The sequence below is a fragment of the Bradyrhizobium sp. ma5 genome (genome assembly GCF_042258955.1).
Classification (GTDB): domain Bacteria; phylum Pseudomonadota; class Alphaproteobacteria; order Rhizobiales; family Xanthobacteraceae; genus Bradyrhizobium.
This window is the reverse complement of the sequence record NZ_CP170156.1, coordinates 1,378,550-1,392,321: the sequence shown is the minus strand read 5'-3', so window position 1 is coordinate 1,392,321 and position 13,772 is coordinate 1,378,550. Positions and strand designations below refer to the sequence as shown.

The following is a 13,772-nucleotide window of genomic DNA, read 5'->3' as shown; positions in this document are numbered from 1 at the left end:
TGAGCACCGCTTAGCTAATTTCCCCCCGCCGTCATGACGTAAAGAACAGATAGTTCAGCCAACTGTTGGCGCGCAGGACTGCCATCCTGATCACACCGGCGATTTGCACGTCGCCACTGAACACAGCCGCGCTTCCCTGCGTACCCGCGGGCAATCTCAAATCATCGCTGTCATCCAGCTTGATGCGGACGGCGAAACGCGCGTTGTGAGGAGTGTCGGTCCCCGGGAACAAGCCGGTTGCAGTGAGCTGGCCCTCGGATGCGAGATCGATCGTAGTCAGCACTTTGCCGGGAAACACCCGCCCCGGGTACATCGGAAACACTACCTCGGCGTAAGCCCCCGGCTTGATAGCAAGATAGGGCCCTTGCATGAACGTCGCGACGACCACGCCGCGGTTGCCCCCGTCGCGGTTACAGACAAAAGGCATGACGGATGCCGCGGCGCTGACGACCGTGCCCGGTAGAAGCTGCAGGTTTGTCACATAGCCGTCGCAGGGCGCGCGGACGGTTGCTTCGTCCAGATTGTATTTTGCCTGGTCGAGCTGCTGCCGCGCCTGCGCGACGGTGGTGTTCTCGTCTCCAATGTTCGATTCGTAGGCAAGCCGCGCTTTGGTCTCGACCGCTTTCGCCCCCGTGACCGCCTCTTGGGCGGACTCGAGGTTACGCTGATATTTGTCGAGCGCGGCCTGCGCGATGTCGCCTTTGGTGAACAGCACGTTCTGGCGATCGAAGTCGGCTTGAGCCAGACTCAACTGCGCCCCGGCACGTTCAACGCCTGCCGTCGCCTGGTCCAGCGCCGCCTTCAACTGCGGGACAGACTGCGTGGCAGCCGCGACGGCAGCCTCCAGGCGGTTGACCTCGAACTGAAAGGGCCTTGGGTCGATCGTGAACAGCACGTCGCCCTTCGTCAGCGGCGTGTTGGCCTGCGCTACGACAGTCTGAACCCGACCCGGCACGGTGATGTGCGGCGTGATCTGCACCACCCGCTGGAACACCCGCGCGTCGGTCGAGGACGGATGATCATTGTTCATCGACAGGATGATGTAGAAAGCAAACAGCGGTCCGACCGCGGCCAGAATGATTGCGATAGGTAAAGTCAGCGGAATCAGCCTGAGCTTCGCGAAGACGAGCCAGATCAGCGCCGCGTAACTTCCGAAAATGGCCGGCATCATGGCTTGACGCCTCCGCCGTCCGAGCCTGCAATTTTGGTTTCGAGTGCTGCAATTTGCGCATTCAACGCGGCGATCTCAGCCTCGATCGTGCCGGCCGGAGCGCCTCCGGATGCAGCAGGAGTGATCGGTGCGTTGAGCTGACGATAGAGGTAGATCACAACGATCGAGCTCGCGATGGCCCAGAGCATGTCAGCCCCCTGCCCGCTGCTGCTGCGGAAGTCTGCCTTCGATTGCCGCGAGCCGCCGCCGAGCGTCCTGAAGCTGGGCGATCAATGCCGTGTCATTGGCTCCCGCCGCAGCACCGCCGGTCAATGGCTTCCCCGGCGCGAGATAAGCCCAGATCAGCGCCAACGGCCACAACACCAATGTGATGATGCCCATCCAGCCACAGATGTTGATGGCCTCGGCCTGCGGATGATTGCGTGAGCGCGCGATCGCCCCGGGAAGCCCCCCGAGGCGGTAAATCACATAGGCCAGCACGACTGGCATGATGCAAAGCACGATAAGCGTCAGCCAATGCAGAAATGACCCGAACGCCTGAAGCTTGAAGTCCATTCTATCGACCTCTCGCCAAGTTAGGTGAAGCTTCACCCCCAAGCGGGCCGTGGCCCCCCTGGAACGTACGATCGAACGACATCTAGTAGCCGTCTACTCCTGTGCACCGACGAACATCGTCTGCATCTCGTGCAGCTTCGCTTCGTCTTCCGGTTTCAAACTTTGCGGGCCGAGTTCGATATCGACGCGTTTGATCTTGCCGGTGAACGGGAAGCGAGCGGTGTAAGCGTCGGATACCGGAGCGCCCGTATCTGAGCCGACACCAAACGTATCGATGCCGAAGCGACCTGCCACCGTGTTGGGGATCCGGCCTCGGCCGACCTCCTTGCCGTTGATTCCGATCACGGCCTCACCTCCCTTGCCGAGACCACCACCGTCCTAGGCAAACTCGAGGGCGACCGTGGACTCGCCGGCCGGTGCTGCGCCCCTAGCGCCGACGACCACCACCATGAAAACCGCCGCCACCACGGCCACCTCCGTGGAATCCGCCGCCTCCACGACCGCCCCCGTGAAAGCCGCCGGCTCGCATGCCGCCGCCACCGCGCATCGCGGCCGGGCGGCCACCACCGCCAACACGACCGCTGACGCGTGAGTGCGTCACGCTTCTGTGCGAGATCGCGGCGCGATTGCCGGCGCCGGTGCGGGCGCGGGTGACGCTTCGACTGCTGGTGCGGCGGGAGACGCTGGCGCCGCGATTGCCGGCGCGCTGCGAGACTGCGCTCTTGGCCCGGCCTGCGCCGGCGTTCGAAAACTTGCCGCCGCCGGGACCGCCGGTGCGATTGCGCAGGGCTTCGCGCGCGGCCGGCGTGTTGCCGCTGCCGAAGCGCCGCGCCACGCCGCTATCGCGATAGGCGACGCCGCCGCGATGGGCGGGATTGTGGGCCCAGGTGTTGGTTCTGATGTTGGTGCGGTTGAAGCTGTTATAGCGATTGACGTTGACGTAGACGTTGCGGTTCCACCAGTTGCAGCCACCCCAGATGGCAGCCCCGACGGCAACGCCCGTTGCAAAGCCGATCACGCCTGCGGCGGCGTAACCGGGCGGAGACCAGTAGAACGGCTGGTAGGCGGGGTAATCCCACGCGCCGTAGACGACACCGGGATCGTAGACGGGCACATAGTAAGTGTCCGGATCGACCGGTTCGATCGAGATCGCCTGCGACATCCCAGATGGCGCCGAAACGCCCGCCGGCGGCGCGCTCTTGGTCACCTTCTGTTGCGGCGTCGACTTGAGATTGCCGGCGGCGTCGGCGCGCTGGCGCAGCTTCTGCACCGCGCTCATCACATCCTGCTCCTGCCCCAGGAAGGCATCGCCGAGCTGCTGCACCCATTCGAGCTTGTCGTTCATCATCTGCAGCACTTGTGGCACCGAGGTCAGCGCCTTGACGCTCGGATCCCAGGATTGCTTCTGCATGGCGTCTTCGAGCGCCTTGCCGGTGAGGCTCTTGTTGTCCTGCGACCAGCGCGCGGCCTCAACGACTTCCAGCGGATAGGTCGAGGCCATCAGGATCTGCGACAGCAACGCATCCGGATAGAGCGCTATGGGTGCCACCAGTTGCTCGATCTGTCCGTCCGGGAGCTTGGCAGCTGCCGGCGCTGCGGCCTGAACCGGCGCGGGCTGCTGATCCGTCGGCGCCTGCGCATGCGCGCGAGCGAGGATTATAAGGCCGACTGCCAGAGCACTCAGAAAATTGAACGTGCGCAGTTTGGATGTACGTTTCTTCATTTTTGCTTCCCTGTAGCTCTTACAACCAATGTCTCCGGCTTACTGGAAGGCAAATATCCGCTTCCAATCGTCCTTCATGCTGACAACGGTCCAGCCATTGGCGCTCGCGGCGTCGAGGCCCTTGTCGAGCTTGCCGAAGGGCGACTTGCGGTCGTACGCGTATTCGCGCTCAGCATCCGTGTGATGCACGATCAGGCCGAAGCGGCGGTCGCGCGCGGCCGTGGTCCATTGCAGCATCTGGAAATCGCCGTCGGAATTGCCAAAGGCCGCGATCGGACGCCGGCCGATATGCGAGTTGATGCCGACGGGTTTTCCGGGACCGTCATCGACCAGATCGATCGTCGGCAGGCGCACCAGGACCGGGCCGTCCTTGTCGATCTTGAACTGCGTCTTGATGCTCGATCCGACGACCTGCTCGGGTGGAATGCCGTAGACACGTTCGCTCCACGGCCGCATGAACTCGATGCCGCCGCCCGAAACGATGAACGTCTTGAATCCGCTGGCTCGGAGATATGCGAGCACTTCCAGCATCGGCTGGTAGACGAGATCGGTGTAGGGCCGGTTGAACTTCGGATGACGCGCCGTCTTGATCCAGTCGCTGGCGATCCGCTCGAACTCGGATGTTGTCATACCGGCGTGGGTCGCCATGACGAGCTCAACCAGGCCCTTCTCGCCGGCCTTGGCAAGCGTTGCGATGTCCTTGTCGAGAACGGCTTTGAAGGGTTGCTTCTGCTTCCATTCCGGATGCTTGGGAGCAAGCGCTTTTACCCGGTCCAGCGCAAACGCGAGTTGCACATACATCGGCTGTTCGCACCAGAGCGTGCCGTCATTGTCGAAAGTAGCAATGCGCTCAGACCCGGGAATGAAATCCGGTCCTCCCTCTCGCGTCACTGCGGAAACGAAATCCAGAATCGATTTCTTGGACTGGCCCTCGTTCCACGACGGAAGAGGATCGCTCTGTGCCAACGCTAAACGACTGGCGAGAGGTATGGATGCGGCGGAAACCAGCAAACCCGCGAGGATTGATCGACGATCGACAATGGTCTTCTTCATAGGTTTCTTGCCTGCACAATGAGATAAAACGGCCCCGAGATCGTCGGGGCCGTTCCATTTGCATTGGGGTTAGTTGCCCGACGGTATGCCGATGCTGAAGCCGTCCTTTGCGAGTTGATCTCTCACGTACTGGAACCGCTGGTACTGCGTCAGAGTAATCGGTCCTGAATAACTCTCGCTCTGAAGCTTGCGCGGCGGATATTTCATATAAGTCTGCACTAGCTCCTTGGTGGCGGCGTTGATCGTGACCAAGGTCCAGGTATGTTCCGTGTAGTTGTTCATGAATATGTCATAACGTTCCTGAGGGTCCTGCCAAAGATCAAAGACCTGCGGAACAGTCGCGACATAGGACTCCGGTCCCTTCCAGCCAAGGTTGCTGTCAACAGCGAGACCGCCGGTCTTGGTGCCATCGTCGCCCCGCAAATTGAACACCGCCTTGTAGTTGCCGACCCGAACAGCGCCCGGTGTCAGCTCGTTCTCCGTAAAGTAGAACCAGCTCTTGCGATCGGACTTACCGGTGCCGAACAGGACGGGAGACATATCGTAGCTGTCGAAGATGATCGGTTTGCCCTCGCGGTCGTTCTCCGGAAGCTTTACGCCAGCGAGTTTTGCGAAGGTCGCCATGTAGTCGAGGCCGCCGACAATGTCGGAATTCCTCGTGCCGGCCTTGATACCCGGACCCCATGCGATTGACGGGACGCGGTTGCCGCCCTCGCGGACGGTGCCCTTGGTACCGCGGAACGGCGTGTACCCGGCATCCGGATAGACGTCCTGCCAAGCCCCATTGTCGGTGGTCCAGAACACATAAGTGTTCTTGTCGAGACCGAGGGACCGCACCTTGTCCATGATCCGGCCGATCCGCGTGTCGTTCTCCACGACCGAGTCGCCGAACTTACTCTTGGACATCGACTTTCCCTGAAACTCGGGCGCCGGCATGTTGGGCTGATGCACCTTCATGAAATTGATACTCATGAAGAAGGGGCCCGATGATTTGTTACGATCCAGATATTCGAGCGAAGCCTTCTCGACATAGTCGTCGAAGAAGGGAATGCCGACCACGCCCTTGTCCGGCGTGTTGACGTACTGACCGTTGATCTTAAAATCTTCCTTCGCCGGCTGCCCGGCATTCCCGGAAAGCGACCCCTTCGTAACCTTCTCGAACATCGCCCTGAGTTCGGGATCCATATCTGGAAACCAGGTCGGGTCGGCGTAAGTGTAGGCGTTGAGATGATAGAGTCCGCAATACTTCATCTCGTCATAGCCCTGGGCATTGGGTATCGCATAGTCGGCCTCACCGAGATGCCATTTGCCGGCAAAGAACGTCTTGTAGCCCCCGGTCTTCAGAACCGATCCGAGCGTCCATTCGGCCGCAGGAAGACCGCCGCCCTGTCCCTGAAACGCCACTGTCGTCATGCCGCTGCGATTTGGAATTCGTCCGGTCTGCACCGCGGCACGTCCCGGCGTGCAGCTTGGTTGCGCATAGAAGGACATGAATTGCATGCCTTCGGACGCGAGACGATCGATGCTCGGCGTCGGCATGCCGCGATTTTCGCCGCCACCATAGACACCGGCGTCACCATAACCAAAGTCATCCGACAGGATCAGGATGATATTCGGCTTGTCTCCGCTCGCACCGGCGGGCCGCGCGGGCAGTTGCGCTTGCGCTTGAGCAGTCTGGACAGGCGCCATTGCCCCAAAGGCGGCAATGGTGGCGAGTGAACTCGAAGCCGCAAGCAGTTTGCGGCGGCTGAGGTCTTCGGTCGTCTTCTTGTCAGTCATCACTTTCTCCCTGGACGTGTGACGCAGCGAAAACCGAGGTGGCTGGTCGACGTGTCGATCGGCTCGGCATGGCGCGCAGCCGGCCGGTACCGCCGACAATAGTTTGGCGCGCAGAGATGCGAGCCTCCCTTGATCACCTTGCGCGGGATCCGGCTGAGCGGCAGCGCCGGATCGTGACTTTCATGCTCGACGCCACCCCGCGGGTTCTGCGGAATGCAACAGGCCTTCTTTGCGTCGGCGGAATGCTTCGGCGCCCACCAATCGCTGGTCCACTCCCAGACATTGCCGATCATGTCGAACACGCCGTAGCTGTTCGGCGGATAGGTCGTGACAGGCGAGGTCCGCGCATGGCCGTCCTCGCACCGGTTCTCGAACGGAAAGTGACCTTGCCACGTATTGGCTTGATGCACGCCGCCCGGTACGAATTCATCGCCCCAGGCATATTCAGCGCCGTCGAGGCCGCCGCGCGCGGCAAACTCCCACTCTGCTTCCGTCGGCAAATCCTTGCCGGCCCATAGCGCATAGGCGAGTGCGTCGGCATGGGTGACATGCACGACGGGGTGCTCGTCCAGCGACTTGATGTTGCTTTTCGGGCCATAGGGATGGCGCCAGTTCGCACCTTTGAGCAGCGTCCACCACTGGCTGTAGTCGCGCAGATCGACGGGATGGTCCGGCGGCGTGAAGGTGAGCGACCCCGCGTAGATCATGTGCGGCAGGGCATCCGGATAGTCCTTCGGGTCCGGAGCGACCTCCGCGAAGGTGACGTAACCGGTGGCGCGCACGAACGCCTTGAATTGTCGGTTCGTCACCGGCGTGCGGTCGATCCAGAACCCGTCGACGCTCACCCTGTGCGACGGAGCTTCCTCCGGATAATGCCGATCCGATCCCATCCGAAACGTGCCGCCGGGAACGAAAATGCTGCCGGAGGCGAGAGTTTCGTCTACGTTCGCGACCGTTCTCTGCGCGATATTCACGAACTTTGCCTCCACTTCCTCGTTCTGGCGATCTCATGCGCCAGGGCTTGGATGAGTTTGTTGTCGTGGACTGCCGGCGGAACTTGGATCACGGTCGACCTACCGACCCAGGGTTTTCCTGCCGACTATGGCCCGTTCAAATGCGCCAAGACCTCTTCCTCCAATTCGCCAACCAGACGTTCATAATCGGCGGCCCTTGGGCCGGCTTCAGGATCGTTCTGCCTGGCAGCCTGTTGCCAGCGCCGCAGCGCTTTCATCGCCTCGTCATAATCCGCACACACCGCTCGAAACTGCGCGTCGCGATTGAAGCAGCGGCGAATGTCCAGTTCGCGCCGCGGGAAGCGTGCCACTATCGAGCGAATTACCTCCATGGCATGTCCATGGCTTGAATTCGTATCTCATCGCCCGAGTAGCATCGTTTTAGGAGCGGCCTCGTCAAGGTACGAACATGTTCGCACTCCGCGCTACCTGCACCTGACACGGTGCGCGACGAATGCCGCGAACAAGCGCCGGCACGACGCACAGCCGCGCTACACCTGGTGGTCTCCATTCGTGTTCGCGCGCGAATACGTAACGACTACTCCCGGCAAGCGCGCACACCAGGGCCAACCATGTGAATGATCTGGCTGGGTTGCGATCTCACCTCGAGATCTGTCTGGACTGGATCGTCGTTTTCAAGCTCGGACCTCGTTCAAGCGGAAGCCCGGTGCGGGTCACAAACGATGGCCTGCGAACTCCGTGTCGAAAGGCCGCAGGATGGCTCGACTTCGCAAAATTCGCATCAAACCTGCGAGAATCCGATATGCAGTTTGTGCCAACAACGCCAGCACGCTGAACAAAAATGCCGACGCGCAGAGAATTTTGGAAGAAGGATGGGTGTTGCAGCATTGTCTCGCGCCCGCTGATGCAACAGCAACACATCATCAGCAACACATCCCTCGGATAACGGAACTCGCTTACGCGTTGCAATCGCGGCCCGGAGCACTTACCCTCTTTGACGTAGTTGTGAGCTCGTTGGCTCGATGCGTAATCCGTCTCTCTCGTCTGCGCAGGGGAAGCCTTCTGCCGGTTCAGTCGGTCGGGAAGAAGGCAGTGTGTTGCCGGTGGACGTGTCCGCCGAGCTGGAGCGCATCCTCTCGAACCCGCGGTTCCAGGCAAGTGAACGACGTCGCGCATTTCTTCGCTTCATTGTCGATGAGACGCTTGCGGGCCGGGGCGAGAGATTGAAAGGCTACACAATTGCGTTAGCCGTGTTTCGTCGCGACGGCTCTTTTGATCCGCAGGCCGACCCCGTCGTCCGTCTTGAAGCCCGGCGACTGCGCCGCGATCTCGACAGCTACTATATGGACGCGGGCCGGGACGATCCGGTACGGATCTCGATTCCAAAGGGCTCGTATGTTCCCAATTTCGAATGGCACCACGCCCTAGGTGCCGCCGCGGCGCCCCGCGAGACGATCTTAGATATTCAGGGTCAACCGACGGCGGCTGCCGCGAAGACGACTTCCGCGATCGGCAAGCTCCGCTTGCGCCGCAATGCGCTGATCGCTGCGATCCTGGCGACCGTCCTGGCAACATCGATATGGCTCGGAACAAGGCCGCCGCCTGCCACGCCACCGCGCGAGCCGGCGGTCTTGGTCTTGCCGTTCGAGGCGCTGAGCTCGGGGGAGAATGCTCGCTATTTTGCCACCGGCATCGGTCAGGAGCTGATCGGAAATCTGTTTCGCTTCGCGGGCTTTCGGCTCTACATGTCGCAAGCGGGATCGGGCCAGCCATCAAGCGAAGAGTCTCTGCAACTCGGTCGCGGCCTTGGTCTTTCTTATATCGTCAAGGGAAGCGTACAAACGAGTGCTGAAGAAGTACGGGTCATCACAACCGTCCTGAACGCAACGAGCGGCGAGATCGTCTGGGCGCGGACGCTTGCCCGTTCGTTCGATCCTCGCTCTCTCGCCGACGCCCAGCGCGAGCTCGCAAACGAGATCGCAATCGCCGTCGGCCAGTCTTATGGCGTGGTCAAGAACGATGTCAGCAGCACGCCGCCGCAAAACATGGACAGCTATGCCTGCGTGCTGCGCGCGTTCGGCTACCGGCGCACCTTCGCGCGTGCGGGTTTCGATCCGGTTCTGCAATGCCTCGAGCAAACCGTACGGCGCGATCCGGAGTATAGTGATGCCTGGGCCATGCTCGGGTGGTTACATGCCGACGCAGGCCGCCTGGGCTATTTTGGCGACGGCACCGAGCAAAGCGAATACGCGAAGGCTCTCGCTGCGGCGGACCGCGCGGTGAACCTTCAACCGAACAACTCGCTTGCAGTCAAGGCGCTGGCCGCGGTCTATCATTTCACAGGACGATACGCCGAGAGTGATCGCCTCAGCCGTCAAGCGATCGATCTCAACCCGAACGATCCTGACGTGTTCGCTCAGTTCGGCTGGCGGCTTGCCATCCGCGGCAATTTCGCGGAAGGAGTTCCGATGCTCCAGCGCGCGATCAGGCGGACCATCAATCCTCCAGGCTGGTACTTTCATATGATCGCGATCGACCATCTCTTCAGGCGAGAGTATGAGGAGATGCTCAGCGTCGGCGAGAAGGCTGCTTTGCGCGATTCCGGCTTCAGCCAATTGTTGATTGCGGTGGCGAACGGCGAACTGGGGCATCGCGACGCCACGCAGGCCGCGCTGGAGAAGATGTTGCAATACAAACCACTGGCGGACGATCCCGCTGGCTTCTTGCGCCGCAACGGCGCCGCCGATCAGGTTGTTGACGCTCTGATGGCAGGCTTACACAAGGCCCAAACTCTCGTCGCGAACTGACGTTCCCCGCCGCGACCGGCTGCTCAGCCTGGCACTTGGCAACGGGCGCCAACCGATGGCCCGAGACCGATCTTCTGGCCGTTGGAGCTTTGCGGCTGGCGCGCAATTGCGCGACGCGCTCGGCACATGCATTTCAGCTCTCGGAGGCCACGCCGCCCCACGTTTCTCACTTGCCGCATTTGCGCGTGGAATAGACCGCCCGCAGGGCGGCGTTCCATAGGTTTGCGGTAACCATGGCGGCGTCGCTCGGTAGGCGGCCTTGCGTCTGAGGTCCGCGCGAATGCAAGGGCCGATCTGTCTTGATCGGCATTTCGCTCTCGCGCCCCTCTTCTACCAATTGATGCGCAGTCCGGCCTTTCCGCTATACGAGAACCCGCCACCGTCGAACCGGCTCTGATAGGAAGCGTTGGCATAAAGCGACGTGGTCGACGTGATCTGTCCGCTGATGCCGGCATTGATCTCGCCCCACAGGCCGCCCAGGCTGGCCTGGAATGGAACGAAGCCGGTGTCCGACGAGAACAACGTTTTCGGGTTGCCAAGGAACTCGTTCCACAGGCTCGGACGGATCCAGGCCGTCAGGGTGCGCGGACTGTCATCGACCGCCCATGTTCGACCAAATCGGGCACCTATCCGGGTTGCGAGCGAATCCACGTCCGCAAAGCGGATTTGCGCCGCGATGTCACTCGCGTCGTTGATGTGGATGTTCTGATACACCAGTTGCGCCTGCGGCTCGATGAATAAGCCGCCGGCGAACTTGAAAGGATATCCGCCCTCCACCGACGCAGCACCACCCTGAGCACCGGTCTTCAGCGCCGGAATGCCGCGGTCTGCGCTGCTCCTGATGTCGTAGAACGTGCCTTGCAGAACCGAATCGATGTACCAGCCGGTCGGCCCGAAATGCGTCCAGTAGCCACCGAGCGTATAGGCGGCGAAGGTGTCGTCGCCCTGGCTGCCATCAAAATGGGTGACCCGCCCGCGCGCGCCGCCGATCGCGAAATACGCCCCCGCCTGGTCGCGCGAACCGTCGGGACTGTCGTGTCGATAGACATCCATGCCCGCCTGCAACGCCAGGAAATCGTAGCTGAAGTGCGGCCCGGCTTCGCCCCCCAACACGCCGAAGCTGTCGCCCTGGTGCACGCCGTTGACCCCGAGCACGCGACCCCATCCGACCCTGGCGTTCTCGGGATTGGCGCGGAAGCGTTCGTCCTCCTCTTCGCCCACGCGTTCATGCAACGTGTCGAGCAGGCTGCGTCCGTACAACAGCGTCATCGACGGAATAGCTGAGTAGAGCGAGGTCTCCTCTCGGTAGTCGGGGATATCGCCGCCACCACCACCACCGCCGCCTCCTCCGCCACCGCCGCCTCCACCCCCGCCGCCACCGCCTCCGCCACCGCCTCCGCCTCCGCCTCCGCCTCCGCCGCAAATGCGCAAGTCAGGATGTCTACTGCAATCAAGGATACCGCCACCGCCGCAAATGCGCAGGTTCGGAGTTGCTGCGCAATCTAAGGTCGACCGCAGATACCAGGCCTGCGGGTTGCTCGCGTCAACGCTGGAACGAAACAGCGTGTATTGATAAGGGCCGGCCATCACCGACCCGGACAGAGTAAAGGCGCCCGACGTTGTCGTCGCGCCATTGATCGCATCGACCACCAGGATTCCGTTGCCGGTGGTGAGGGCACCGCCACCGGTCGTGTTCGCGATCTTCAGAGACGTGTTACCGGCTGCCGTGCCGCCATTGATGACGAGCTTGTCGGAGGGCGAGCCGTCCGTGCCAAGATACGTATTGAGCCCGACCGTGCCGCCCTGGCCGACGTAGTTTGCTGCCGTCAACGTCTTGTAACTCAACAACTGCGTCGGATCGCCGACGGGCGATGTGAACTGGATCAGGCTCGACGCGTTGACCAGATTGGTGACGTTGGAGTTGCCGGTCATGGTCCAGAGCGAATTGTTTTTCAACGCGACGCTTGAGGTGCTGCCGGAGTCGGTGAGCGCAATCCCCTGCAAGGTCGAACTGTCCGCAACAAGGTTGAGCGTGGAGCCGCCGCTGACGTTCAGCCATTGATTGTTGTTCACGACGGCAGTCACGCCGGTCAGGCTTACGCTGCTGGTGCCGCCGGGCGCGGCGATCGACGCACCATGCGGACTGGTCATGGTGACGCCGGACAGCGTCGCAGCACCGCCGCTCATGTTGAGCGCGTTGGCATCGGCTCCATGGGCAGTCAGTGAGCCACCCGTCATATTCAGCGTACCGCCGCTCGTCACGCCCGCCGCGTGGGTGCCTGCGCCGGATGTGGTGACCGTCGTGTTGCCGTCGAGCGTGACGCTGCCCGAATTGTCGGCCTGCACGCCGCGGCCCCCGCTGGTGTTCGGAACGCTTACCGTCACGCCGCTCGCCGTGAGCGTGCTTCCGGCACCGCTCGCCTGCAGGCCAATTTCTCCCCCACCACTGCCCGTCGCGGCGACACTGCCTCCCGTCAACGTGATCGCGCCACCGTCAAGTGCCTTGGCGCCGACATCTCCGCCGCCGCCGGCGACCGTGACCGCAACACCGGTCGCCGTGATCGTGCTCCCTGCAGATTGCGCCAGCAGACCGGTCTCTCCGCCGCCATTGCCCTCAACGGAGACGGTTCCCCCGTTGAGCGTGACGGTCCCGCTCGTGTCCGCGCGCGCGCCGACATCGTTTCCACCGCCACCGGGCATCGAAACGGTCGTATTGGTCGCGTTGACCTTGCTGCCGGCACCGGTCGCCCACAGACCCGTGTTGCCGCCGCCACCCACGCCATAGGTGATCGAGCTGTTCTGCATGGCGATCAAGCCGCCATTGGACGCCTTCGCGGCCACATTGTTTCCGGCGCCGTTAAGACTTACCGCAAGTTCCGACGCATTGATCAGGCTACCTGATCCATCGGCAAGCATCGCAATTCCACCACCTCCCAAAGCGGGGTTGATTGCCGATCCCGACTGAAAGACAATCGTGCCGCCGCCTTGCGCGGACGCAGCCGTACTCCAGTTGCCGTTGATGCTGGATCCCGAGTTGAAGACGATAGAGCCTAATGTATCGGCCAGCGCGCCGATGCTGCCGCCATTGTTGGGATTGATGGTGACGTTGTTAGTGAATATCTCAGTGGTGTCATTGCTTGCGTGAACGCCGGGTGTCCCCGTGAGCGTTGTACCGGACGCAATTGTACAAATCCCCATCGTGAGCGTGACGGTGGAACCGGCTGCCACGGTGCAAGTTTGAGCCATCGCCGTGTCGACCATGGTGCCCGATGCGATCAACGCAAGCGCGGCCAGCCGGAACCGGTTCCGGCTGGCCGCGGCACAAGGTCTCGGTTTTTCCCTGAAGAGTTGGACCAATGATTGCAAGGCGGCGCGTGTTGACGCCTGTTGCTTGCAATTGCGCACGCGAGGTCCAGGGAGAATCGAACCGGTTGAGCACTTCATTTGCCCTGCCTTCCAAAGCCTGTCGTTTTCAACAACATCAAATTGAAAAGAAAGCCCGGTCGCGGCGCAAAAAAGCAGGAACGGCTACAATTTAAGATCGCAAATTATCATCCGACTATCAGGGCGAAGATCAACCCGAATGTGGCGATCAGGAATGCACGTTGCTGTTTGTCAGCAGTTGATGCTTTCACATCACACAACCTATGCAGTTTGTGCCAAATGTCGTTCTCTCGTGCACGCACGTGCGACACATCTTGGCGTGGGTC

The 13,772-nt window shown here is 61.6% G+C and carries 11 protein-coding genes; 1 reads left to right on the top strand and 10 read right to left on the bottom strand.

What is annotated here, in order from left to right; genetic code table 11:
* Positions 1-31: 31 nt before the first annotated feature.
* From ACE103_RS06420 to ACE103_RS06380, 9 genes are all read right to left on the bottom strand, one after another.
* Positions 32-1,171 carry an HlyD family secretion protein gene (locus ACE103_RS06420; protein ID WP_375778752.1) on the bottom strand — a complete coding sequence of 380 codons (1,140 nt, stop codon included), beginning with the start codon at positions 1,169-1,171 and terminating at the stop codon, positions 32-34.
* Positions 1,168-1,359, bottom strand: a complete 192-nt coding sequence (locus ACE103_RS06415; protein ID WP_375778751.1) for an ABC transporter C-terminal domain-containing protein — start codon at positions 1,357-1,359, stop codon at positions 1,168-1,170. The genes ACE103_RS06420 and ACE103_RS06415 overlap by 4 nt, the downstream gene beginning before the upstream one ends.
* Before the next feature lies 1 nt (position 1,360).
* A complete protein-coding gene (locus tag ACE103_RS06410; protein WP_375778750.1) occupies positions 1,361-1,726 on the bottom strand; it encodes a DUF3302 domain-containing protein in 366 nt (121 codons plus the stop codon).
* 93 nt (positions 1,727-1,819) lie between these two features.
* A complete protein-coding gene (locus tag ACE103_RS06405) occupies positions 1,820-2,071 on the bottom strand; it encodes a hypothetical protein (RefSeq protein WP_375778749.1) in 252 nt (83 codons plus the stop codon).
* An 82-nt stretch (positions 2,072-2,153) separates the two neighbouring features.
* Positions 2,154-3,449, bottom strand: coding sequence for a DUF3300 domain-containing protein (locus ACE103_RS06400; protein ID WP_375778748.1), 1,296 nt, complete (start codon positions 3,447-3,449; stop codon positions 2,154-2,156).
* Positions 3,450-3,488: 39 nt separating this feature from the next.
* Positions 3,489-4,502, bottom strand: coding sequence for an HAD family hydrolase (locus ACE103_RS06395; RefSeq protein WP_375778747.1), 1,014 nt, complete (start codon positions 4,500-4,502; stop codon positions 3,489-3,491).
* 69 nt (positions 4,503-4,571) lie between these two features.
* Positions 4,572-6,281 (bottom strand): arylsulfatase, encoded by a 1,710-nt coding sequence (locus ACE103_RS06390; protein ID WP_375778746.1) that lies wholly within the window; start codon positions 6,279-6,281, stop codon positions 4,572-4,574.
* Positions 6,281-7,171 (bottom strand): formylglycine-generating enzyme family protein, encoded by an 891-nt coding sequence (locus tag ACE103_RS06385; protein WP_375781024.1) that lies wholly within the window; start codon positions 7,169-7,171, stop codon positions 6,281-6,283. Before ACE103_RS06385 ends, ACE103_RS06390 begins: the two co-directional genes overlap by 1 nt.
* Before the next feature lie 209 nt (positions 7,172-7,380).
* Positions 7,381-7,626, bottom strand: coding sequence for a hypothetical protein (locus ACE103_RS06380; RefSeq protein ID WP_223968512.1), 246 nt, complete (start codon positions 7,624-7,626; stop codon positions 7,381-7,383).
* A gap of 726 nt (positions 7,627-8,352) precedes the next feature.
* On the opposite strand from ACE103_RS06380, the gene ACE103_RS06375 reads away from it, so the two are divergent.
* A complete protein-coding gene (locus tag ACE103_RS06375; RefSeq protein WP_375778745.1) occupies positions 8,353-10,062 on the top strand; it encodes a hypothetical protein in 1,710 nt (569 codons plus the stop codon).
* A gap of 330 nt (positions 10,063-10,392) precedes the next feature.
* Here ACE103_RS06375 and ACE103_RS06370 read toward each other — a convergent pair whose 3' ends face one another.
* Positions 10,393-13,506 carry an autotransporter outer membrane beta-barrel domain-containing protein gene (locus ACE103_RS06370; RefSeq protein WP_375778744.1) on the bottom strand — a complete coding sequence of 1,038 codons (3,114 nt, stop codon included), beginning with the start codon at positions 13,504-13,506 and terminating at the stop codon, positions 10,393-10,395.
* Positions 13,507-13,772 lie beyond the last annotated feature (266 nt).

Coding starts and splice junctions, on each gene's coding strand:
- ACE103_RS06385 (WP_375781024.1), bottom strand. CDS start 7,171: ATGGGATCGGATCGGCATTATCCGGAGGAAGCTCCGTCGCACAGGGTG.
- ACE103_RS06415 (WP_375778751.1), bottom strand. CDS start 1,359: ATGCTCTGGGCCATCGCGAGCTCGATCGTTGTGATCTACCTCTATCGT.
- ACE103_RS06370 (WP_375778744.1), bottom strand. CDS start 13,506: ATGAAGTGCTCAACCGGTTCGATTCTCCCTGGACCTCGCGTGCGCAAT.
- ACE103_RS06390 (WP_375778746.1), bottom strand. CDS start 6,281: ATGACTGACAAGAAGACGACCGAAGACCTCAGCCGCCGCAAACTGCTT.
- ACE103_RS06400 (WP_375778748.1), bottom strand. CDS start 3,449: ATGAAGAAACGTACATCCAAACTGCGCACGTTCAATTTTCTGAGTGCT.
- ACE103_RS06395 (WP_375778747.1), bottom strand. CDS start 4,502: ATGAAGAAGACCATTGTCGATCGTCGATCAATCCTCGCGGGTTTGCTG.
- ACE103_RS06380 (WP_223968512.1), bottom strand. CDS start 7,626: ATGGAGGTAATTCGCTCGATAGTGGCACGCTTCCCGCGGCGCGAACTG.
- ACE103_RS06420 (WP_375778752.1), bottom strand. CDS start 1,171: ATGATGCCGGCCATTTTCGGAAGTTACGCGGCGCTGATCTGGCTCGTC.
- ACE103_RS06410 (WP_375778750.1), bottom strand. CDS start 1,726: ATGGACTTCAAGCTTCAGGCGTTCGGGTCATTTCTGCATTGGCTGACG.